The following is a 22,359-nucleotide window of genomic DNA, read 5'->3' as shown; positions in this document are numbered from 1 at the left end:
CAAGAACCTCGTCCAGATTAAACCAAACCGGTCATCCCCCAGAAAATTCACGCAAAAGCCACATTTATCACATGCTTACAAGAACGGGGTATGACTTTGTTCTGATACGTTGAGAGCATTGGGTCTGACACCTCATCAATCATGGATATGAATAATTTCTTCATAACAGAGCGGCTTTGCTATCGCTTGGTCGCCCACCGCGGCCTTGTGTAGACTTGGATACGAAAGTGGTCCATTCGACGGCGTCGAAGAAGCGCCCGTCGATAATCGCGCTGAACAGGCGCTCGCGTCGTGCCGGGGCATGCTCACCGATGACGTAGCGCAGCAGCATGTTGCGTAGATGGGCGTGCCAGGCATCGCGGCCGGCGGGGCGCAGTGCAGCGGGAGCGTCGCGCACCCATTTCTCGTAGGTCTCGACGATCTCGCCCTGCAGACCCTTGACTTTCGAGGCGTCCCAGTCCGTGTCCTTGACCAGGCGCGAAAACTCGGCGAAGCCCTCGAGCAGCAAGGGCGCGCGCCCGGTTTCTCCGAGCACCCAGTGCGGCCGGCGCAGTTGCTCGCCTTCGCGGTGATACGCGACCTGATGCCGGCGGGCCGAGCCTTCGAGAACCAGGAAGTCAAAGGTCATCGGCGGCAGCAGCGCTTCGTCTCCGGGCAGCAGGTCAAGCACATGCGTCAGTCGTTCCGGGCCAGAGACCCGCTTGCCGGCACGCGTGCTGGCGATGACGTGGGGGTGCCACTGGTCGTTCTGCGCAGGGTCGCCGGTGGCGGTGTCGACGCGCCAATCAACTTCACCCTGGGGCGTGCTCCAGGCGATGTCGATGGTGCGGCCATTCGCCGACTTGCGCGCCGATTCGACTCGCCAGGTCTGGTGCGGCACCAAGGGCACGCGGGCGTCGAGTCGGCCGAGGACGTCGAGCGCGACGTAGAGCGGGAACTTCGCCCGCATCACGGCGCAGGAAACATGGGCGGCGAGGCCGCCGCGCACCTTCGACAGTCGCTGCCCCAGCAGCCGCGCAATGATTTCCACGGTGGCGTCGGCGTCGGTCGCGGCGACGATGAAGCGCAGGCCGCGCGCGTCGAGGCTCAGTGGCAGCAGGCGACCGTCGAGTGTGCCGGCGACTTCATTCGCCAATTCCTTCCAGAGCTCACGCAGGTCATCCCAGAGACGCTGCAGGCGCGCGGGGGAAGCATGCTTGCGCATGGCGAACAGGGCAAGGCGATCGCCATCGTGGCGGGCGAGTCGCCACTCGTCGGGCAGCGCGGCCGATTCGCGCAGGAAGAAACCCTCGGCCACCTCGAGCGCCCTCTGTGCCGCGTTGGCTGCGGCGCTGCGGCCGTCGTTGTCCCTGAGCCAGTAGATCTCGCCGAGCAGAGCGGGGGCGAGAATGGCATGGTCCTTGGCGGGCATTTCGCCGGTGCGCAAGCCGGCAAGAAGCACGTCGAACCAGTCGCCCAGCGTGTTGCTGTCGCTGAGCCAGGAGAGGTTTGCACTCTTGTGCTTCTCATTGTTTTCCCGCTGCTTGTCGTCTGCCGCCGCCAGGCCTGAACGCAGGGACGCCAGTGGCCGCGCCAGCTGGGTGATCAAGGTGGCACCGGCAGCGATGGCGCCCGCGTCGACCTGTACCGAGATCAGCGCCACGCGACTGCTGTCACCGCCGTCGGCCAGTTCTTCGATGCTGCTCACGCTGCTGCGGAAGCCGAATTCGCCGGCGAGATGACGTGCCCGCTGACGTTTGGCGTCGCGGTCGGCCAGCGCTGTGCAGTCGTCACACAGCGTCTGGACGCGGCTGCGGCTTTCGGTCAGCGCGTACTCACGCGTTTCGGCCGGGCGCAGGCCGCACTGCGGGCAAATCTGCATCAGCCGGCCTTGCTCGGCGTTGGCCGCATTCCAGAGTACCTGCAGCTCGAGTTCCCCGGCCTGCAGGCTGCGCTGGCGAGAGCTGTCCGGGTCCAGCCCCAAGGCCTCGGCGTAGTCCGTGAGGTAGAGGGCCGGTGCGCTCCAGCACACGCGGAACGGCGTCCCAATGCCGAGCGGCTCGACACAGCGGGCAAGCGCTTCCTGTAGCGGGTCGAGGATGTGGCGGGCAAAGAGCAGGTCGGACGCGGCGCTATCGTCCTCGTGGAAAGCGGGCGCGAGGATCAGAACACCGTCGTCGTCTTCGTAGATGATGTTGCCGACCGGCGAGGCTTCCTCGACGAGCTCGCGCAGACCATCGACTACTTCGCGGCGCCGTCCCGAAAGACTGACCAGCGCCGTCGTCGTGAGCATGCCGCGCGTCAGCGCCTGCCAATCCCAGCGCACGCCGAGCAGACGGAAGCGGACTCGCCCGAGTTGCGGAATGTCGAATCGGCCCTGGTCGTTCTGCAGCGCGCTGAAATCGGTGCGCAACACGCCCTCGGCGGTGGCCGCCTTGAAGAAGCTGGCGGAAGAGTGCGCGTGGTGCCACAAGGTGACGTCGTTGGTCGGGCGGCGTGTTTCAGCCAGCGCCTTGCCGAAAATCCCCTGCAAGTCGGCCACGAGCGCACGGCGGGTTCGCGCGATGTCCTGCGTAGCCAGGGGCGAGAAGACCCGTTTGCTGATGGCGGCGATCGCTTCATCCCAACGTGCGGCAAGCAAATCGTTCGAGTAGGGGTCGCGCATTTGCCCGAAAGCGTCGGCGATTTCCGCGTGCGCCGGCGATTGCTCGCTGCCCTCGGAGCCGCCGGATCCCTTGTCGAGCGCGGAATCACGGATGTCGGCGCCGAAGGTATAGAGATCGCCGAGAAAGGACAGTTGGTCGGCGGGAAAGGCGTTGGCAGCATGGTGTTGCCGCAACGCGGCGCCCAGTCCAGTCGCCTGCACGGCGCCGGGCTTGAGCCATCCGGCGGGGAGTGCCAGTGCCGCAGCCCAGTCGGGGTCGGCCAGCAGTCCGGCGAGCACCGCGGCGAGTTCGGGCTTGTCAGCGATTTCGCCGGCATCCGGATAGACACGGCCAGTCTCCAGGACGGCGCCGTGCGCTGCCTCGATGTGGCAGGATTTCGTCGTCGCCTTGCTGAGTTTCTTCCCACCCGCCAGCATTTCGCCGGCAAAGCCAGGGTGCAGCTTGCCCAGATCGTGCAGCAGGCCGGCGATTTCGGCGGCGAGAATGAGGCGGCGAGCGTTGTCGTCGAAGGGCGCCATCATGCCTTGCCCTTCGCGATACGCTCGGCGAGTTGCCGCCAGCTCTCGGCCCCGGAAAACTCGAGCGCTTGCGGCATGTCCGGGTAGCCGGTGGCGCGGCAGGTGGCAGCCAGCGGGGCGATCGCACCGTAACCGGCAAGGCGCTTGGCGCCGAGGCCCAGCGCGGGCCACCAGGCCGCCAGGGCGCCGACGAAGCAGGCGAGGTCGGCGCGCGCCGTGGCTTCGTCCGAGTCCTTGGCGCCGGCCGGATTGAAGTAGAAGAAGTTGATCTCGGCCTGCACCGGCTTGCCTTTTTCCGTCATCGGCGCCACCGCCTCGAACTGGATCGGCTGCGTGCCGATGCCGCTGCCGTCGGTCCTGGTCGGGTTCATCACCAGGTACTGCACGTGCGAGAACCACAGTGGCGAGAAATGCAGCCGGCCGGCCTCGCTGGCCAGTTGTGCCGGATCGTCACTGGCGATGCCGAACAAGCGCTTGGCCGCAGCGCTGTCCTGGCGGTAGTGCATGGTCCTGAGCTGGTCGTCCTTGCCCAGCGCCTTCCATGGCCGTTCATGCGGGAAGCCGCGCTGGAAGGCGTCCGCCGCGAGGCCCTTGAGCGAAGCGGCGGCGAGGAAAGGTACGCCGTAGACGTGGTCCTTGCGGACCGGATTGTCGAAGAGATAGAAGGGGTCGTCGTCACGCGTCAGCAGCGGCGCCAGCAAGCGAAAACGCAGCGTGACCGCCGCGGAAAACGCCGGCAGCACGCTGCTGTCGACGGGCGTCAGGCGCAAGCAGGCGCGATCGATCTCGCGCGTCGCACACGGCAGTGCGCGGGCGCTGCCGCGAGCCTTCTTCGGGTCGTCGAGGACCTCCTTGAGTTCGACGCCCTGCAGTTCCATCGCGTGGCGGATCATGAAGTCGTTGCGCCGGCCGGTGAGGTCTTCGGGCTTGACCACGCCGCGTCGCAAGTGCGCGGCGTGGGCTTGCCAGCTCCATTGGGCGGCGGCGATTCCCCCGGACTCGATGGCCAGAGCTTCCTCTGCGAGCAGTTCGAAATTCATGATTCAGACTCCTGCGAGCTTGTTGAGCCAGGCCGCACGCGTACTCAAGTGTGCGCCACCAAATTCCCAATCGATCTTGCCATCGACGCGATAGCCAATGCGCTCGATCATGGCGTCGATATTGACCGCTGCGGCGGCAAAGGCTTTCATCACCTCGCTACGCTCGGCGGCCACCTCGGGCTTGAGCGCCACCGCGAGACGCACTTCGACGCCGCTTTCTGTCGCATAGGCGGCCGAGACATTCACCGCGCTGCCAAACTGATTGAGTTTGCCGAGCATCTGGTGGCGCAACACCGTCAGGCGGGCCTGCTCGGTGCCGGATGCGTCGGGCCTGGCGCGCAGGGCGTTGCGCAAGGTGGCACGGGTGGCCAGCGCCAGATTCAAGGCCGTGGAGCGGTTAAGGATCGGGCGCTGTCCGGGGGCGATGCGAAAACGCAGTCGGCCGAAGGCATGTCGCAGCAGGTTGAGTTGTCCGGGCGTAGCCGGCACCACCTTGGGCAAATCGCTGGCGGTGTCCAGAGGCACGGCGAAGCGCCGCGTTCCCTCGGCGAGTGCGAGCACACCCAGACCGAACTGATCCTTGGCGCCAAAGCTACCGTGACGGAGCTGGATCGCCAGCCCGAGGGTCAGAAGCTGCCAGTGCGCATCGGCAATGCCGCGCCTCGAGATCTGCAGGCCAAGCTGGCCCTCAAAAGCCGAATTGAAATACCAGCGCGAGTCACCGCCTGTCGCTTTGGGCAGTTTGACGATCTCGGGGAGCTTCACGGCTTCAAGGCCGGCAGTTTCCCAGCGCAGCGCCACCTGCTTGGCCTCGGCCTTCGCCTGGCCGGTGCCGGCATTGCCCCACACGGCACGCTCAAAACCGTCATCACCAAGCGTGCGCGCCACCAGGCATGACATCTGCCGGATGCCACCGAGCAGGTTGGACGGATGAACCTGGTCGCCGAGCTGGCCGATGCCACCCGTGTACAGCGGGGTGAGCGTCTTCAGCTGCAGGACCAGGCCGTCTGCCTGCGGCGTGCGCAAGCGAGAAAGCATCTCCGGTGCATTCATTCTTGTTGTTCCTCCCAGGATCATGTGCGCACGATAAGCTTGGCCGCAGCCGATTAGCCTTCGGCGACGGCAAGGATTTCATACTGCCCGCAACCCATGCCGGTCTGCCCGCCGGCATGCAGTTCGACCCCGGCGCGCAGCATTGGCCAGGCACGAGGGTCTATCTCGTTCAGTTCGAGTTCCCATTCGGTCCCGGCGAGCAGTCGCCGTGCGAGCGGAATCCGCCGTGGCTTCTGCGCCAGCACCTGGCAACGCCATGGCAGCGCCAGTCGCGGCAGCTCGGCGCCATCGCCATGCTGTTGCACAAGCCGTTGCAGGCGCGTGTGCAGGGCACCATACAGCGGGTCGCCAGAGTGCTTGCTGACCAGCGGCGTGAAGAAGTGCACCCGGCATGCAGACGGCGGCGGCTGATCGCCGGTCAGGTCGAGCGCCGCGGCCATGCTCACCCAGCCCTCGCCACGCCGCCAGGCGCGCCTGGCCGTTGCCGGTACGTTTGCGTGCTCCAACTGCGCCGGCGCGCCGCCAAACCACAGCTTCGCGCCATCGGCGCTCAGTGCGGCCAGCCATTCGCCGACCGAAAAACCGTTCCCGGCGCCGAGCCAGCGGATGCCGACGCGCCAGCCAGCATGGCCACGCTGCCAGCCGTGCAGCCAGAACGGCGGCAAGGCCGTGTCGGCGAGCGGCTTGAACAACTTCGGGTAAGTACAGGCACCAAGTGCCGGACACGTGGCGCAGGTCGGCGCCGAAAACGAACAGACCGCGTCAAATAAAGCCTGCCCGATCAGGCCTCGCCACGCCGCCCCGGCAAAACCACTACCACGACCGACGGCCGTGAAATGCAGGTCCAGTCCGAAAGCTTCCAGACCGCAGAAATGGCTGCCGTTTGTCATGTTGTCGATTATGCCCCAAGTCGGTTGATAGGCAGGCAACGAAACAAGGAAGGCAAAAATTAAAAGCCTGTGCGGGGAGGGCACAGGCGAAGAGGAGGGTTTGCTTCCGCAGGAGGGATGTCGGGCCGCTTGGCCAGCGGAGGCAAGGCGCCACACGACCCTTTCAGGGGGCAGGTGTGATGGACATGAGTCCAGCCGGTTTCCTCGTCCGAGGGCTTTCCTGTCACAAAGCCCTGTCAGCGGGCAGGTGTGATGGACTGCGCCCATGCCGAGGTCGCAAAAGCCATCCGCATGTCACAAAGCCCTGTCAGCGGGCAGGTGTGATGGACCGGAACCCTGCTGAGGTCCTGATGTGCTACTACCCGCGTCACAAAGCCCTGTCAGCGGGCAGGTGTGATGGACTTCGGCGCCGCAAGCTCCACGGCACGGCGCGACGAGTCACAAAGCCCTGTCAGCGGGCAGGTGTGATGGACGCGATAGCCGGAACCCGCAGCGGAAACAAGTCAGCAAGTCACAAAGCCCTGTCAGCGGGCAGGTGTGATGGACGCGGTGGGGGCCTGCACGGTTGGCTGAACGGAATTGGGTCACAAAGCCCTGTCAGCGGGCAGGTGTGATGGACGCCAATTCGGAGGCACGGTCGGGGTCGCACCGATCACGTCACAAAGCCCTGTCAGCGGGCAGGTGTGATGGACCGCTTGTGCTTGGCGCTGTCAATCTCGACGGTATCGTCACAAAGCCCTGTCAGCGGGCAGGTGTGATGGACCGCATATGCGCACGGGCAGGGGAAGCTAGACAGTCTCAAGTCACAAAGCCCTGTCAGCGGGCAGGTGTGATGGACAAGGTCGGCGACACAACGGTCATCGAGAACCCTACTCGGGTCACAAAGCCCTGTCAGCGGGCAGGTGTGATGGACACGACTGCACGGTCACGGCCGACTCCTACTGCACGGTGTCACAAAGCCCTGTCAGCGGGCAGGTGTGATGGACCACCATGCGCGAGACCGCTGGTGGTAAGAACGCGGCCCCTGCCACTCAACGGGCGTACAAGTCACAAAGCCCTGTCAGCGGGCAGGTGTGATGGACGAGCCCGGCACACTCCTGTTGTTGGGACTTTCACTGTCACAAAGCCCTGTCAGCGGGCAGGTGTGATGGACAAGCCTTCACTCCAGTCGAAGATTCGTTTGATCTGTCACAAAGCCCTGTCAGCGGGCAGGTGTGATGGACATGGCTTGGTTCGATTCTGCGGCACCCAAGACAACCGGTCACAAAGCCCTGTCAGCGGGCAGGTGTGATGGACCTGCACGGTCAAGGCCGGTAACCTCTGCACGGTCGTCACAAAGCCCTGTCAGCGGGCAGGTGTGATGGACGAGCAAGGACCTGTGATTGGCGCTCACCGTGTTGTTGTCACAAAGCCCTGTCAGCGGGCAGGTGTGATGGACATGACACCGCGGACAAGACCTCTCGCGCCTCTTTCCAGTCACAAAGCCCTGTCAGCGGGCAGGTGTGATGGACACACCAGCAGGCTCGTCAGCAGGCTCGACCACACCAGTCACAAAGCCCTGTCAGCGGGCAGGTGTGATGGACGCGAAAGCGCCGGCGGTAAGGGCGCACCGCCGGCAGGTCACAAAGCCCTGTCAGCGGGCAGGTGTGATGGACAGCGCTTTCTGAAACCCTTGCCCCGCCTGCCTTTCCAGGGCGGAAAAGGTGAACGGAGTCGGAAATCGGGCAGAAAATGCATCCATCATCACTCGGAAAGTTTTTCCTGTGATCTATCAATTTTTTACAGCGGGGTGAACGCCCCGAGGCAAACCAGCTTGTCAAAGAGCAGCAAATGCGACGCGCTTGAGTCTAGCACTTCACCTGCCGGCATCAAGCATCGTCGAGATGCCAGAAGCGCGGGGCGGTGATGCTACCGTCTAGCCAGTGCGCAAGTTCTCGCGCCTGCAGGTGAATCAGTCGGCGCCATGAGGTGTTTTCCCGACGCCAGACGACGCTACCGGCGAGCAGGTGCTCCCAGGCCTTGTAGACGATTCCCCTCCGCCCATCCCGTAGATGACAGCAGTCGCCATCGATCTCGAAGTCGTCGGGACTTAGTTCGGCCTTCAACAGCCTGCCGCTGAGCCGGTCGGCGAGCGGTCGCAGCGGTTCGACGAGATCCATCAGCAGCGTCGGCCGGCCATTGTCTGCGCTGTGGTAGAAGCCGGCGGCCGCGTCGAGTCCGGCGGCGGCAACACCCACTTCGACCTCATTGAGCAGCAGGGTGTAGGTCAGCGACAGCACTGAATTTACGGGGTCGGGCGGCGGATGCTGGCGGCGCTGCTCAAAACGAAATGGGCTCGCTTCCAGGTGCTGACGCAGGCCGTCGAAAAACGCTCGTGCCGCAGCGCCTTCGTGGCCGCGCAAGCTGTCGAGGTCCCGGCAGTGGTGGCTGGCGAGCAAGCCGGCGGCGATTTCGTGCTGAGCGGGCAGTCGCCATTGCCGCAACAGTCGGCCGTGGCCGCGTATTTTGGCTTGCACCAGCGCGCGGGCGATGGTCAGACGCCCGGCCGGGTCGTCCATCGCCTGGAACTGACGTTTGCGGCGCATCACCTGGCGCCCGGCCTGGCCCGACAGGGTGCCGCGAAAACCGCCGCGCAGACCAGAAAAGACGACCGGTATGCCTTCCCTCAGCAAGCTGCTTATGGCGTCATGACTGAAGTGCGCGTGCGCCAGCACGATGACCTGTTCGAGCTGCTGAAGCGGCACGCTCTGATCCTGCTGATCCGGGGTCTTGAGCGTCAGGCGCCCTTGCGAGGCGCCAACCTTGACGCCGTGACGATCGATATAGAGCACCCTACTCATTCAAGGATCCATTCGTTCGCCGGTGCCGGCGACGTACCGGGCCGGGCGGTGATGCAATGGATTTTCTCCTCGCCGCTGTGCGGCGCTCGCTGGAAGTCGTCGAGCAGAACCCGGAGCCGCTGCTGGCGCGGCGCGTCGACCCAGCACAGGAATAGCGATTCCTGGACCGGTTCGCCGAAACCGTGCAGCAAGCGGTGCAGGCGATTTCGTCGGCGGCATTCGGATATGTCGTAGGCGATGTACACCGGCTGCGCGCGCGCCGGATGGCTGGCCGAGGGCTGATCGTCGTCGGGATGCGAAAGCGTTGTCATCGTCGTTTCAAAGTAGTTCCACTACCCGTGCAACGTTTCGCCGACGCGGATTTGCAAACGGCGCCAGCGGTGGCTGGCCGCGCAAGCAACTTTGAAATTCGTCCCGCTTCCTGCGTTGCCTGTCTGGGACGACAACAACGGGAGATGACGATGCGGAAGTCGGCGAAGGTCACCGCGATTTACCGGGAACTGCGGCAGGCCGTGGGCGCGAACGCCTCGGCCGCCGAGGTGCTGGCCTGCGCATCGTCGCTGGTCGAGCTGTTCGCGCTGGACAACGACGCCGGCGGGTACGAACTGCGGGCAGAACGTCAGACACTGGACATTCTGCCGGTCGACGTGGCGCTGGCCGACGGCGGTTGGCGCACGCTGTGCCGGGAGTGGAACCGGATGGGTTGGGAGAGCAGCGATGGTTGCGGTGGCATTCGTCCCAGCGAGTGGCTGGTGGCTTGACTGACACGGGAGAAGAATGATGAAGGCTTTGCGCTACGGACTGGCGATGGCCGCGAAGGAGCATCTGGTGTCGGGGCAAGCGCTTACCCGACTGGAGGCGATGGTGCTTTATGGCGTCGCCAACCTGCCGGATCTGATCAAGGAAATGCGCCGCCAGGGTTTCGTCATCGAGTCGCGCCTGGTCAGCTATGCGGCGGCCGCGCTAAGGGTCAATCGGCACGCGGTCTTGCAGCCGCCAGCAAACCTGCCGGTCCGCGAGGTGCAGTTGACCGAATACTGGGTGAGCAAATGAAACGGGCTTTCAATCGCCTTCAAAAAGGCGTGCTCGCGTGGCGTGCCGGTGGCTGCTGCCAGCGTTGCGGCGGCGCACTTGGCAAGCCGTTTCACGCCGACTATGTCGTCGCTTTCTCGCGCGGTGGCAGAACCGTCACCGACAACGGGCAGGCGCTGTGCGCCACCTGCAACCTGCGCAAGGGTGCGAAATGAATCTACAGCTTCGTCCGTGGCAACAACAGGCGCTGCAAAAGGCGATCGCCTGGCTGGTCCAGAAACGGGTCGACCGCCACTTCCTGATCAACGCCGCGCCCGGCGCCGGCAAGACGCTGGCCGCCTGCGCGATCGCTCAGACGCTGATCGAACTCGGCGAGATCGAACGGGTGATTGTCGTCGCGCCGCGCTCCGAGATCGTCAGCCAGTGGGCCGATGATTTCCGACGCGTCAGCGGCCGCCACATGGGCAAGGTGACCGCCCGTGACGGCGACATCGGCGAACTGGGCATCGATGTCTGCGCCACCTGGGCGGCGATTCAGGGCCTGCAGCCGGAACTGCAGGCAGTGTGTCGCGCGGCGCGGGTGCTGGTGATCTGCGACGAACATCATCACGCGGCGATCGAGGCCGCCTGGGGCGATAGCGCCGACAGTGCGTTTACCGATGCGAGCTTCGTGCTGGTTCTGTCGGGTACCCCGATTCGCTCGGACGGTGCGCAGTCGATCTGGCTCGCCTACGACGACGCCGGCGCCATCGACCAGCCGGAGGAAGGTACCTACACGCTGACCTACGGCGATGCGGTGGACCTCGGCTACTGCCGGCCGGTGACCTTTCATCGGCATCAGGGACGGTTTTCCGTCGATCTCGAGGGCGGCCACTCGGTACAGGTTTCGGGGCACCAGAAGGCCACGCTGCCGCCGGATCTGGCGCGCATCCCGGGCCTGCAGACGGCGCTCGACTTCTATCGTCTGGCGCGTACGCCACAGTTCGAACGCGACGGCGAGACGCCACTGCTCTCCGGCTACCAGGCGACGATGCTCGAGTGGGGCAGCGCGAAACTGAGCGACCTTCGTCACCGCATGCCCGACGCCGGCGGTCTGGTGATCGCGCCGTCCATCGAAATGGCCGAGTACATGGTCGACCTGATCGAGCAGATCGAGGGCGAAAGGCCGCTCCTGGTGCACAGCCAGTTGGCGCACCCCGAGTCGCGCATCCGCGCCTTCCGCAACACCGATAAACGCTGGCTGGTGTCGGTGGCGATGGTCTCGGAAGGGGTGGACATCAAGCGCCTGCGCGTTCTCGTCTACCTGCCGAACGCTCTCACCGAACTGGCTTTTCGCCAGGCCATCGGGCGGGTCGTTCGTACGGCCGGTCACGACGACGATACGCGAGCCTACGTGGTGATGCCGTCGTTCGCGACCTTGGAGACCTTTGCGCGGCGCGTCGAAAACGAAATGTCGCTCGCCGCGCGCGTCGCATCCGGCGAGCCGAAGAGCAAACGCTGTCCCGCGTGTGGCCACGAATGCGCGCTCGGCGAGCGACGCTGTGCCAAATGCGGCCATGAATTCCCGGTCGGGCCGCAGCGGCTCAAGTCCTGTGGCGATTGCGGAGCGCTCAACCCGGTAACGGCAACGGCCTGCCATGCCTGCGGCGCCAGCTTCACGCAGAGTTTCTCGCTGACGCTCGACGAGGCCTTGCGTGCCGGGGCGATTGTCCGCGGCATGGACATCGATGAGAGCGAGGTGCTGGCCGCCGAGGAGATCGCGCCCGCCGTTCGCAATCTGATCCTCAAGAGCGGCGATAGCAGGCTGGTGAAAATCCTCCAGACGCTACCCGACGAAAGCTGGGCGCGGCTGCGGAAGATTCTCGTCGCCCATTGAGCAGGCGTACTGCTCGAGGGGTCGCTTGGCTCGAAGCTCATGATGCCGCAAGCTTCTTGCGCAGCGTTTCGATACGCCGGCGATTGACCCCGAAATCGCTGCGCCCGAGACGTGATGACGAGCGCACCTGGATGACCGCATGCGCGGGGTCGAACCAGAACTCGACGTCGTCGACGAACTTCATGAGGCGTGACGTGTAACGGACGTAGAGGTAGTCGGCGCGGCTTTCGGCGATGGTCACGCCAGGCTCCGCTTGCAACAGTCTCTTCAGCGTCGAGATACTGGCTGGCCCGTCGCCGCGCAGGGCAAGTGGCGCGATTTCAGCGTACTCGCGCTGGGGATGGTCGGGCCACAGCAGGGCCTGGCTGCTGACGCTGTTGGGGTTTGGGGAGGGTGGCTTGAGTCTGCCCTGGTGCACGCCCAGGCCGTCGGGAGGCGTGCCCGCGAGCAGGCCGAACTGGCCGGCGATCAAGGCCAGCGCAGCGACCGTAGCCACGGCAATCCCGATCCACTTGAGGAACTGCATGCAGGCTCCTGCTCTTGGGAAGAGGATGTTCACGAGCATGCGTGCCGCCGCTTCCTCTCCTGCTTCGCCTGGTACATCAGACCGTCCGCTTCCGAGATCAGCTCGTCCGGCGTCGGGTCCCGCTCCGGCGTGTAGCTCGCCAGGCCATGGCTGAAGCCGATCGGGAACGCCTTGTGTTCAGCCGCGGCGATTTCTTGTAGACGCATTTCGGCGCGGCCGAGCAGGCGAGTGGCCTCGTCGAGAGAGCAGTCGTGCAAGATGAGCAGGAATTCGTCGCCGCCGAGCCGGACGGCGGCGTCACTGCTGCGAATTCCTCCGGTCAACACCCTGGCTACGGTGCTGATCAACCAGTCGCCCTCGGCGTGCCCGAAGTTGTCGTTGGTGGTCTTCAGCCCATCAAGATCGACGAAACAGACCGTCAGCCGACCGCCGTCCCGCTTCAGCCTCGAGATCGATTTGCCAAGCACCATCAGGCCGGTACGTAGATTCAGCAGCCCGGTCAGTTCATCGAAGGTGGCGTAGTGTTCCAGCGTCAGTTGCGCGCTCTTGAGTTCGCTGATATTGGTGATCCCGAGCACAAGAACGGATTGGCCGGAAAAACTGATGGCGCGAACCGACACCAGCGACTCGAACACCTTGCCGCGCGAGTCGACGAGGACCACCTCGTGTTCGTTGACGCTCGCGCCGGCGCTGATCCCGGTGATGAAGTTTCGGTTGGCCTCGTGCTCGGTGCCCAGATAGGTTCGCAGAGTGTCGCTGCTGCTTTCCTCCAGCGGCAGCCCAAAGAGTTCGATGGCTTTCTGGTTGGCGTACAAGATCCGTAGCTGGTCGCCGCTGACCAGCAGCAGCGCGGTTGGGCTTGCCGAGAAGAGACGCTCCAGATCTTCTTCGCGATCGGCGAGCTCGTCAACGTCTCGCTGGATGCGCCGTGTTGCCGGAGCGCAAATGAAGACGGCGGTGAGCACCAGGACCAGCAGGGTGATGCTCATCAACCCGAACTCAAGCCACCTGGCGAACTCGACCTTGGCGTTTGCTTCACGTTCATAGCGGCTGACGATGTCACTCATGCCGCTCAGAAAATCAGCTTCATGTTCCTTCAGGCGAGCGATGCCTTCGGCGAGCGCTGTGGCGTTGCCGGCGGGCGACAAAATCGCCTGCACGGCGGCCACCATGGCCTCATGGTGCGGTTGAACATCTGCGAAGAGGGCGGTCACCTCGTCGCTGTTGCGCCCGGGAAGCCACATCTCGGCGTTGCCCGCCAGCAGTCCAGCGTGCGAACGTTGCCACAGGCTGAAGGCGTCTTCAAGTTCCTGGCGATAGCGCGAATGTTCATCGGCCGACTCGGCGGTGGACAGGTAATGGGTCAACTTGGTGATCTTCTGGCCGAGCATCCGCTGCCTGCCGGCAATGTTCACCACGCGCGAGTCGTACTTCTGGTCGGCGATCAGCACTTGCATGACGCCTTGCGTCGCGAGGGTCAGCATGGCGATCAGCGATAGCGCCATGATGTAGCGTCGACGCAACTGACCCGCCGACAGCATCGCCGCGCGGTTGTTACGAGCCAGGAGAGACGGTGGCATCTGCTTGCCTTTCGCAAGGGCCGCTGGTGAGGACGATCGGTCTCAATGGTCTTCCGCTGCGGAGACGTTCCGTGTCAGCCGCCCGCAAGGCGGTTCGCCGCCGCGGCGGGCCGTGCCGGTTCTTGTCGTCAGCGGTCAATGCCCGTTCAGCCCGAGAGCGATCTGGCCACGTCGGCGACGGCTCCCTGGAGCAGTGCGACGTCGTCGAGCGTGGTTTGCCAGTTGTCGAACGCGGCGCGAATCGCGGCGTGGCCATTCCAGACCGTTCCGGTGACGAAGGCGCGGCCGTCGCCCTGGATCGCGCGAACCGCCGTGCGATTGAGTTCACCGGTCGCCGCTTCGTCGCGTCCCCGGCCAAGGATGCGAAAGCAGACGATGTTGAGCGCTGCGGGATTCATCAGTTCGATGCCGGGAGTGGCCTCGACCCACCGTGCGAAGGCGGCGGCGTTGTCCACGCAGCGCTCGACGACCGCCCGGTAGCCCTGGCGACCAAAGGCCTTGAGCGCGCACCAGGCGGCCAGTCCGCGGAACCGGCGCGACATTTCGGGAACGTGCGTGAAGGGGTCCCAGCCGGCGTTGCCGAGGACGTAGGCACCGCCGGCGGCGAAGGCCTCGCGCAGGATTGCCGCGTCCCGGACGAAGGCGAAGCCGCTGTCATACGGCACGTTGAGCCACTTGTGGGCGTCCGAGGCCACCGAGTCGGCGCGCTCGATGCCACGGCCGAGATGCGCGAAGCGGGGCGATGCGCTGGCGAAAAGCCCGAAGGCACCGTCCACGTGCAGCCAGGCGCCACCCGGGTGCGCGTCGCGCAGGTCGGCAAGCGCGGCGATGTCGTCGAACTGGCCGGTGTTTACCTCCGCCGCGTTGCCGACGATGATCACCGGTCCGGCGACCTCGCGCAGCAGGGTGGCCATCGCCGCGATGTCGACCGAGCCACCCGGGGCGGCCGCCTTGCGCAGCTGATTGCGGCCGAGGCCGAGCGTCCCGAGGCACTTGACGGCGCTGAGGTGGATCTCGGTGCTCGATACCACCGGGATCGGTGGCTGACCGGCCAGCCCATCGCCGGCGGCGTCGAAGCCGAGCTGCCGGCCGGCCCATTGCCGCGCGGCGATGAGGCCGACGAGGTTGGCCATCGTCGCGCCACTGGTCAGCGCGCCGGCCCAGTCCGCCGGCAAGCCAAAGAGCTCCTTGAGCCAGCGCAGGACGACCAGTTCGGTTTGCGCCGCCGCCGGGCTGCTCGCCCACAGCCCGGCGTTCTGGTCGATCGCCGACGCCAGCCAGTCGCCGGCGAGCGCCGCTGGCGTTACGCCACCGGTCACGAAGCCGAAAAAGCGGGGCCCTGGCGACGCGGTGATGCCGCGTTCGGCGCGCGCGAACCATTCGTCAATTGCCGCGGCGGGGTCGCAGCCGGCTTCCGGAAGCGGTTCGTCGAGCGCCGCCGCCATTTCGTCCGGGGACGGCAGAGCAGCGACTGGGCGCTCGGGCAAGGACTGGAGAAAGGCGCTGGCCAGCGCGTGTGCTCGTACCAGCGCTTGTTCCGTTACTGCGGCGGCTGTCGAACTGCTTTCTGAGCGCATGCGCGAAGCTCCTCGGAAAGGGACACAGCGTAGGGTGGCGCGCCGGCGCGGGTGCGATTCCATCAGACGCACCAGCGAAAACGTGAGACCCTCGGCGGCCTGCTCTGGTCAGTAGGCGATCGCCTGGCCACGGTTGGTGGCGTTGCCTTCCAGCTGTGGCGTTTGCGCGAAACTGCTCTTCATCAGCGTTCGCATCTTGGCGATGACCTTCTTGCGCGAAAGCTTGTTTTGGCTATCGCGCATCACCTTGACAAAATAATAGGTGAAGGCGCCGTTGTAACGACCGTTGAAGTAGGCGTCGGCACTTGTCTGGTTGGCCTTGCAGCCCGTCCATAGCAGGTGGTGTGCGCCGGCGACGGCGGCCTTGCGGGCGCTGGCGGATTCTTGCTTGCCAGCATCCGAGGGAGCTGCGTTGAGCGTGAAGCCACGCATCCTGGCGGGCTTCTGGTCGAACTCGTGATCCGGCGGCGCGACGAAGCGGGCCTTCGGCGCGTGCAGACCGAATTCGGCGCCACGCAGGCCGGTGCCGCTGTGGCAGGTATCGAGATAGACTTCAAGCAGGACATTGGCCGGCAGTTGCGCAAAAAGATCGTGCAGTTCATCGTCGCAGATGATGTGGTCCGGGTCCCACGCGCCGCTCTTTTCGGCAATGTCGTAGGGTACGAAGGCTTCGTCCTTGCCATCGGGCTCGTCGCCGCTGGTGTCGTTCATCTGGGTGCCGTGCGATGACAGGCTGAACACCAGATAGTCGAGCTTGCCCGCTTTGGCGTCGGCGACCATCGTCGTCAGCCTGGCCATGATGTTGGCCTTGGTCGCCTGCGCGTCGGTGAGGGTGGCCATTTCACTGCTCGTGAAACCAAGCAGATCCTTGTACAGCGCGGCCATGTCCTTGGCGTCGTTGACGCAGCCATTGAGCGCGAACTGCGGATAACCGGCAAACTTGTTGATGCCCACGAAAAGGGCTTTCTTCGAAGCCATGGCTTGTCTCCTCTCAAAGCCGCAGAAAAAGGGATACGCGACGGTGCGGCATCGATCGCCACCGCATTGTGCGTTGATCATTCGCCAGCCGCAATGGGTTGGCCTTTCCTCGCTCTTCAGCCGGTCCCGATTGCCGATCGACTACCGCCCGCCGGAAGCAGCCAGGGGCGTCTCGTCGGGCTGAGGCAGACGACCAACGGCGACTTCGGGCAGCCGGTCGTCGCCGAGCATGACCTGACGCAGGCTGTCGTCAGCCCCTGGCCGCTGCGGCGCTCACTTCTTCCTGCCGCGGCCCAGGATCCTGCCAAGAAAGCCTTCGGCCTCTTCGATAACCGTCGCGCCGACGCCAAAGCCGCGACGGGCAATGGCATCGGCCGCGACATCGGTCAGGCTGATCGAGTAGCGCAGGTCATCCGATCGGCCGCTGACGTGCACCGGAACCGTGATCCCGACCAATGCCGTCAGCAGCTTCGAGTTCTGGACCGGATTGGCGGTCACCGTCACGCGCAGGGTGTAATCCAGGTTGTTCGACAGCAGGTCGAACTGGCCGCGCCCCAGCAGCCCGAGCTGTGCCGCTGCGCCTTCGAGGTCGTCGTTGCGCGCAACGCCGTCGGCGAGCGTGATGGTGCCGGTCAGGCGCGACAACACCGTGCGCTTGGAGCGGTCGATCTTGCCGGACTGCGTCCCGCCGCCGGTCAGGGCTCCCTTGACCTGGCCCAGCACCGCCGACAGGTCGATGCCGACCAGCGCATAGTCGCGCAAGGCGAAAGCCGCCGTTCCTGTTGCGTTGCGAGTCATCTCGGTCCGCGACCGGCCACCGGTGGTCAGCGCCAGCTCGATGTTGCCTCGTCCGCTCAGGTCGTTGCGGTTCCAGGCGTCGCGCGCCAGCGCGCCGAGTTCGACATTGGTCAGCGTCAGATTCAGGGCCATACGCTTGTCCTGCGCATCCAGGGTCAAGCCGCCGCTCGCCGTGCCGCCGTAGAGCTGCGCGCTCGCCGGCCCGATCGTGCTGCGGCCCGAGGCGCTGCGCACCCTGGCGCGGACAGCTCTGGCCTTGATGCCGCGCGCCTGCAGTTGCCCGATCTGCAGCCTGCCGTCGAGCCGCAGATCGCGCCAAGGCGACCAGTCGACGCCCGGATCGGCCAGCGCCGACGCCGGAGCCGACGCACGAGCCGGAACCGAATCCGTGGGGGCAGCCCTCGTGGCTGCCCCCGTTGTTGCCGCCGTGCCTGCCTGACCGGCAATGCCGCCCGCCACCTGCGGAGCCTTGCCAGCCACCGGCCGGGTACGCGGCAGGAAACGGTCCACATCGAGTCGCTCGGCGTCGACTTCGAAGCCGATCTCGGGTTTCCCGAAGCCCTTGATCTGGATGGTCCCCTTTAAGCGGGCATCGGTCGCGCTGGACGCCAGACGCAGGTCGATCCGTTCTTGCCTGGCATCGATCTGCATGGCGCCGGCAAGCGCGAGCTGCGCTTTTCCTTCCGGCAGCAAGGGGTCTTCAATGGTGATCTGGCCATCGAATCGCTGCATCGCCAGCGTCCAGTCGTCGATGCTCGCTCTGAGCGGACCCGCCAGCCGCGCCTGCAGCTTCCCCGTGCCATCGCGGCGGCGGGCGGTGAGCACCAACTGCTCGGCGCGCATCGACGCTGCCGAGCCATTGACGCCGTCGAGCGTGAGGTGCCCGTCAACTGACGGTGCGCCCGCCTGCGCGCCGGCCAGAGAGGCGCTGGCTTCGATCGCCGCACTGCTCATCACCTCCTTGTCGAAGGTGAACCCCGTGCTGCTGGCCGCCATCGTCCAGTCGTCGGTTGCGCGCTTTCCGTCGGCCCGGACGCTGATTTGCGCGGCGCTGATCGCCTCGCCCTGCCGCGACAGGCGGCCGGCGGTGATCGACGTGCGCAAGGGCTGCTGCTCGCGCGTCCCCGCGAAGCTGAGCTTGAGGTCGGTCGCGGCAACAGCCGACGCGGCCAGATCAAGGTCTACCTTCGTCGTCAGTTCGATCTCGCCCGCCAGCTTGTGCGAGGTCGATTCCAGGTGGCCTGCCAAGGAAAGCGGCAGGCTGCTTCTTGGCGCCAGCCGGCCGGTCTCCAGCTTGATGACCGACAGCGTCATCGTCTGCCCGCCGGTTTCGTCGCGGAGCGTGATCGTCGCGTCGCTGAGCAGCAAGCGACCGACTTCCCAATTCGCCGACTCGCCGCCGGCCGCGGTCCCCTCCGCGGGGTGTGCCGGGGCCTCCGGCGCGGTTGCTGCCGCGGGTTGGTCAGGCGCGTCGTCGACGCGGATGCTGCCGTCCCGGTGCCGGACCAGGGTCGCCCGGGCTTGCACGACGTCGATCGATTCCACGACGATGGCTTGGCGCAGCAAGGGCAGCAGGGCGATCGTTACCCGCGCCGACGCGAAGCTGACGAACTCCGCTTCGCTGCCCCGGACCGACAAGCTGCTGGCCGGCAGCGTGATCCCGAGCGCGGGAACGATCGAAAGCCCGAGATCACCCTTGAGTCGAAGCGTTCGACCAGTGTGCGTCTTGACCGCCTGTTCGATCTGCGGTTTGTAATGGTTGACATCGATCAGCGCGATGGCGATGGCCGCGGCAAGCACCAGAAACACCGCCACGGCGGCGATCATGATCAGGACGCGGCGGCTCGCATCTGTCATCGACCCTGGCTCCCCTGGCCCGCCAGCGCGCGCGGCGTGCGGTCGCGAGCAGCGTCGGCGGCGCGAGGCAGGTTGCGCGTAGCCGCCGCTCCGGCCAAGCGAGCGGCGGTGGCCTCGGCGAATGGCTGCGTCGCCCCGGTCGGCGCGGGGTGGCGGCCGCGATCCCCGCCCGCAAGCTGCTGTTCAGAAATCATTGACACCTTCCGCTGACGCTCGGCGCGATGCCGGACGGCCGTGCTGCGCCGGGACATCAGCGGCAGCATAGTGGCGAAGCGGCCCTGTCGACAAGGCCGTTGTCTGGCGCGCTTCGCTTGCCGTTCAGGTTGCAGAGGGCCAGCGCTGGCCGGCGCACCCATGCAGCAGGGCCACGCCAGGCCCTCACTGAGCGCCGGGCGGCTCGTTGCGCTTGCCCTTGAGCGCGGCACGCGTCGCCGCGAAAGCCCGCAGGCCCAGCAGCGTCAAACTGCCGCCGACGATTCCCACCAGCGCTTCGAGTACGATCGAGGTGAACGCCTTGAAGGCGCCGCCGACGGCGGCGACGGTGCCGGCGAGGTCCGCGGCGTGTTCGATGAAATGATGCACTGGCGGCATGCCGTGGCTCAGGATGCTGCCGCCGACCATGAACATCGCCGCCGTACCGATCACCGTCAGTGCTTTCATCAGCCGCGGTGCCGCCAGCAGCAGACCCTTGCCGATCGTTCGCGCCAGCGCGCCGCTCTTGTTGAGCAGGTAGAGCCCGAGGTCGTCCATCTTGACGATGCCGGCGACAATGCCATAAACGCCGACGGTCATGATCAGGCCGATACCCGAGAGCACCGCGACCTGCGTCGCGAACGGTGCGCTGGCGACGGTGCCCAGCGCGATGACGACAATTTCGGCCGAGAGGACGAAGTCGGTCCGGATCGCGCCCTTGATCTTGTCCGCTTCCAGGGTCGCCACATCGATTCCTTCATCGGCCAGCGCCGCCAGTTTCTCGGCGTGCTGCGCGTGCTCGTCGCTGTCGTCATGCAGCCATTTGTGGGCCAGCTTCTCGACGCCTTCTAGGCACAGGTAGAGGCCGCCGATCATCAGCAGCGGCATCACCGCCGTCGGCATGAAGCGGCTGATCGCCAGCGCCGCCGGGACCAGAATCAGCTTGTTCTTCAGCGAACCGACGGCGACCGCCCAGACCACCGGCAACTCGCGCTCGGCCCGCACCCCGGACACCTGCTGTGCGTTCAGGGCCAGGTCGTCGCCGAGTACGCCGGCGGTCTTTTTGGCCGCCACCTTGGTCATCAGCGCGACGTCGTCAAGGACCGTCGCAATGTCGTCGATCAGGGCAAGCAGGCTGGCTCCGGCCATCGCGGTCTCCAGTTCAGGGCAAGATCTGCCGAGGTCGCGGCAGCAAGCGTTGCAAGTGGTTGGTGGGTGGTTCTTGATGACCCTTGATGATTCCTGCTCGTCCGGCCCGGTCGCCGGGCGATGCAGGTTCATCCCGAGCTCAACAGCGCTGGCGACGCGCCTTGCCGATGCGCGATCGACCCGGCGCCGCAGCGTTCAAGCGACGGCAGTGTACCCTGCTCCGTGCTGTCGTGCGGTACGGCAGGCGGATCGGCGGCTGCCCGGAAAGCGAATTTCCACGCTCCAGGCGTGGCGCCACCTTGCTCGCCTTCGTCGGACCCCGCGACTAGCGCCCGGTCGCGACTTGGCGTTATCCTGCGCCTCTTGCGCTGGCCGCAATTCACTGACCTCGCCTTTCCGACTGGAGACCATCGTGCCTGCACTGCTTCCCCAACCTGATCCCGATGGGCTGCTCGAATACTCGGTGGTCTATACCGATCGCGCCCTCAATCACATGTCGCGGCGCTTCCAGGGCGTGATGAAGGACATCTCGCGAATTCTCAAGACGGTGTACAACGCCAGGACGGCGATCGTCGTTCCCGGTAGCGGCACTTTCGGCATGGAAGCCGTTGCCCGTCAGTTTGCCACCGACAAGAAGTGCCTGATCATCCGCAATGGCTGGTTCAGCTTCCGCTGGACGCAGATTCTCGACATGGGACGGATCGCTTCCGAGAGCGTCGCGATGGTCGCTCGCCCGGTTGACGAACAGCGGCATGCAGCGTTCGCTCCCGCGCCGATCGATGAGGTGGTGGCCTGCATCCGTGCCGAGAAGCCGGCTGTCGTCTTCGCGCCGCACGTCGAAACGGCCTCCGGAATGATCCTGCCGGACGACTACCTGCGCGCCGTCGGCGCGGCGGTGCGTGCCGTCGACGGCCTGTTCGTTCTCGATTGCGTAGCCTCGGGCGCTGTCTGGGTGGATATGGTCGCCAACGACGTCGACGTGCTGATCAGTGCCCCGCAAAAAGGATGGAGCGGCTCGCCGTGCTGCGCACTGGTCGCGCTCGGCGAGCGTGCGCGCGCGATGATCGACGAGACCAGCAGCAGCAGCTTTGCCTGCGACCTCAAGAAGTGGATGCAGATCATGGAAACCTACGAGAGCGGTGGTCATGCCTACCACGCCACGATGCCTACCGACGCCCTGGCCGCTTTGCGTGACGTCATGCTCGAAACCGAGAGCTATGGTTTCGACAGGGTACGCAGGGAGCAGCAGGAACTCGGTCGCCGGGTGCGCGAGTTGCTCGCCAGCAAGGGTTTCAAGAGCGTAGCCGCGGAGGGCTTTCAGGCGCCTGGCGTGGTCGTCAGCTACACCGACGATCCGGACATCCAGTCGGGCAGGAAATTCGTCCAGGTCGGCGTCCAGACCGCTGCCGGCGTTCCCCTGCAATGCGACGAGCCGGCCGATTTCCACAGCTTCCGCATCGGTCTGTTCGGCCTTGACAAGCTGCACCATCCCGACCGCACGCTGCGCAGTCTGGCCGACGCGCTTGATGCGCTGGGCGGCGAAGCATAGGGCTACTGGCTGCTGTGGTGTTCAGCAGCCGTGGTCGCTGCTCGTGGCAGCGCGTGCGTCGGTGGCCTTGTTTCGCGGACGCGTGACGGCATCGGATGTGCTCAGCGTTGTCACAGCGCGTACCGCAGCGACGATACCCGCCCGGGCGACGGGGAGCGAGGGTTCAAACGGATCGATCAGGGGCAGGCACAAGGTCTGCCCCTACGGGGCGGTTACCGGGAGCGAGGTTGGAAACGGCGTTGGTTGGGGTTTGGCCCGG

At 65.6% G+C, this 22,359-nt stretch carries 17 protein-coding genes and 1 CRISPR repeat array; of the genes, 5 read left to right on the top strand and 12 right to left on the bottom strand.

What is annotated here, in order from left to right; translation table 11 throughout:
- Positions 1 to 160: 160 nt before the first annotated feature.
- The 6 genes from Q1L50_RS14105 to Q1L50_RS14080 all read right to left on the bottom strand — a co-directional run bounded on the left by Q1L50_RS14105 (position 161) and on the right by Q1L50_RS14080 (position 9,297).
- Positions 161 to 3,166, bottom strand: a complete 3,006-nt coding sequence (locus Q1L50_RS14105; protein ID WP_300339799.1) for a hypothetical protein — start codon at positions 3,164 to 3,166, stop codon at positions 161 to 163.
- A complete protein-coding gene (locus Q1L50_RS14100; RefSeq protein ID WP_300339797.1) occupies positions 3,163 to 4,203 on the bottom strand; it encodes an RAMP superfamily CRISPR-associated protein in 1,041 nt (346 codons plus the stop codon). Before Q1L50_RS14100 ends, Q1L50_RS14105 begins: the two co-directional genes overlap by 4 nt.
- A gap of 3 nt (positions 4,204 to 4,206) precedes the next feature.
- Positions 4,207 to 5,256, bottom strand: coding sequence for a hypothetical protein (locus tag Q1L50_RS14095; protein WP_300339796.1), 1,050 nt, complete (start codon positions 5,254 to 5,256; stop codon positions 4,207 to 4,209).
- A 53-nt stretch (positions 5,257 to 5,309) separates the two neighbouring features.
- Positions 5,310 to 6,146, bottom strand: coding sequence for a hypothetical protein (locus Q1L50_RS14090; RefSeq protein WP_300339794.1), 837 nt, complete (start codon positions 6,144 to 6,146; stop codon positions 5,310 to 5,312).
- A gap of 149 nt (positions 6,147 to 6,295) precedes the next feature.
- Positions 6,296 to 7,801: a CRISPR direct-repeat array (repeat unit 36 nt; unit sequence GTCACAAAGCCCTGTCAGCGGGCAGGTGTGATGGAC).
- Positions 7,802 to 8,014: 213 nt separating this feature from the next.
- Complete coding sequence (gene cas1, locus Q1L50_RS14085) at positions 8,015 to 8,986, bottom strand: CRISPR-associated endonuclease Cas1 (protein ID WP_300339792.1); 972 nt, start codon at positions 8,984 to 8,986, stop codon at positions 8,015 to 8,017.
- A complete protein-coding gene (locus Q1L50_RS14080; RefSeq protein ID WP_300339790.1) occupies positions 8,983 to 9,297 on the bottom strand; it encodes a hypothetical protein in 315 nt (104 codons plus the stop codon). Before Q1L50_RS14080 ends, cas1 begins: the two co-directional genes overlap by 4 nt.
- 27 nt (positions 9,298 to 9,324) lie before the next feature.
- Here Q1L50_RS14080 and Q1L50_RS14075 point away from each other — a divergent pair, with 27 nt between their 5' ends.
- From Q1L50_RS14075 to Q1L50_RS14060, 4 genes are read left to right on the top strand one after another with little or no spacing between them, the layout of a single operon-like run.
- Positions 9,325 to 9,747, top strand: coding sequence for a hypothetical protein (locus Q1L50_RS14075; RefSeq protein ID WP_300339788.1), 423 nt, complete (start codon positions 9,325 to 9,327; stop codon positions 9,745 to 9,747).
- A 16-nt stretch (positions 9,748 to 9,763) separates the two neighbouring features.
- Positions 9,764 to 10,039 carry a helix-turn-helix domain-containing protein gene (locus Q1L50_RS14070; protein WP_300339786.1) on the top strand — a complete coding sequence of 92 codons (276 nt, stop codon included), beginning with the start codon at positions 9,764 to 9,766 and terminating at the stop codon, positions 10,037 to 10,039.
- A complete protein-coding gene (locus Q1L50_RS14065) occupies positions 10,036 to 10,233 on the top strand; it encodes an HNH endonuclease signature motif containing protein (RefSeq protein ID WP_300339784.1) in 198 nt (65 codons plus the stop codon). The genes Q1L50_RS14070 and Q1L50_RS14065 overlap by 4 nt, the downstream gene beginning before the upstream one ends.
- Positions 10,230 to 11,894, top strand: coding sequence for a DEAD/DEAH box helicase family protein (locus tag Q1L50_RS14060; RefSeq protein WP_300339783.1), 1,665 nt, complete (start codon positions 10,230 to 10,232; stop codon positions 11,892 to 11,894). The genes Q1L50_RS14065 and Q1L50_RS14060 overlap by 4 nt, the downstream gene beginning before the upstream one ends.
- 37 nt (positions 11,895 to 11,931) lie before the next feature.
- Here Q1L50_RS14060 and Q1L50_RS14055 read toward each other — a convergent pair whose 3' ends face one another.
- The 6 genes from Q1L50_RS14055 to Q1L50_RS14030 all read right to left on the bottom strand — a co-directional run bounded on the left by Q1L50_RS14055 (position 11,932) and on the right by Q1L50_RS14030 (position 20,551).
- Positions 11,932 to 12,420: a DUF1499 domain-containing protein gene (locus Q1L50_RS14055; protein ID WP_300339781.1), complete on the bottom strand. Its 489-nt coding sequence runs from the start codon at positions 12,418 to 12,420 to the stop codon at positions 11,932 to 11,934.
- 29 nt (positions 12,421 to 12,449) lie between these two features.
- On the bottom strand, positions 12,450 to 14,000 hold the full coding sequence (locus Q1L50_RS14050) for a diguanylate cyclase (protein ID WP_300339780.1): 1,551 nt from the start codon (positions 13,998 to 14,000) through the stop codon (positions 12,450 to 12,452).
- Between the two features lie 146 nt (positions 14,001 to 14,146).
- Positions 14,147 to 15,577, bottom strand: coding sequence for a pyridoxal-dependent decarboxylase (locus Q1L50_RS14045; RefSeq protein ID WP_300339778.1), 1,431 nt, complete (start codon positions 15,575 to 15,577; stop codon positions 14,147 to 14,149).
- Positions 15,578 to 15,685: 108 nt separating this feature from the next.
- On the bottom strand, positions 15,686 to 16,555 hold the full coding sequence (locus Q1L50_RS14040) for a caspase family protein (RefSeq protein WP_300339777.1): 870 nt from the start codon (positions 16,553 to 16,555) through the stop codon (positions 15,686 to 15,688).
- Positions 16,556 to 16,828: 273 nt separating this feature from the next.
- Entirely contained in the window at positions 16,829 to 19,210 is a 2,382-nt protein-coding gene (locus Q1L50_RS14035; protein ID WP_300339775.1) for an AsmA family protein, read from the bottom strand.
- A 378-nt stretch (positions 19,211 to 19,588) separates the two neighbouring features.
- On the bottom strand, positions 19,589 to 20,551 hold the full coding sequence (locus tag Q1L50_RS14030; protein WP_300339773.1) for a DUF808 domain-containing protein: 963 nt from the start codon (positions 20,549 to 20,551) through the stop codon (positions 19,589 to 19,591).
- Positions 20,552 to 20,963: 412 nt separating this feature from the next.
- Here Q1L50_RS14030 and Q1L50_RS14025 point away from each other — a divergent pair, with 412 nt between their 5' ends.
- Positions 20,964 to 22,100: an aminotransferase class V-fold PLP-dependent enzyme gene (locus tag Q1L50_RS14025; RefSeq protein ID WP_300339771.1), complete on the top strand. Its 1,137-nt coding sequence runs from the start codon at positions 20,964 to 20,966 to the stop codon at positions 22,098 to 22,100.
- The last annotated feature ends 259 nt before the right edge of the window (positions 22,101 to 22,359 follow it).

This window comes from Accumulibacter sp., from assembly GCF_029255145.1.
In the GTDB taxonomy this organism is placed as follows: domain Bacteria; phylum Pseudomonadota; class Gammaproteobacteria; order Burkholderiales; family Rhodocyclaceae; genus Accumulibacter.
The sequence above is the reverse complement of the archived record's forward strand: the minus strand, read 5'-3'. Positions and strand labels throughout refer to the sequence as shown.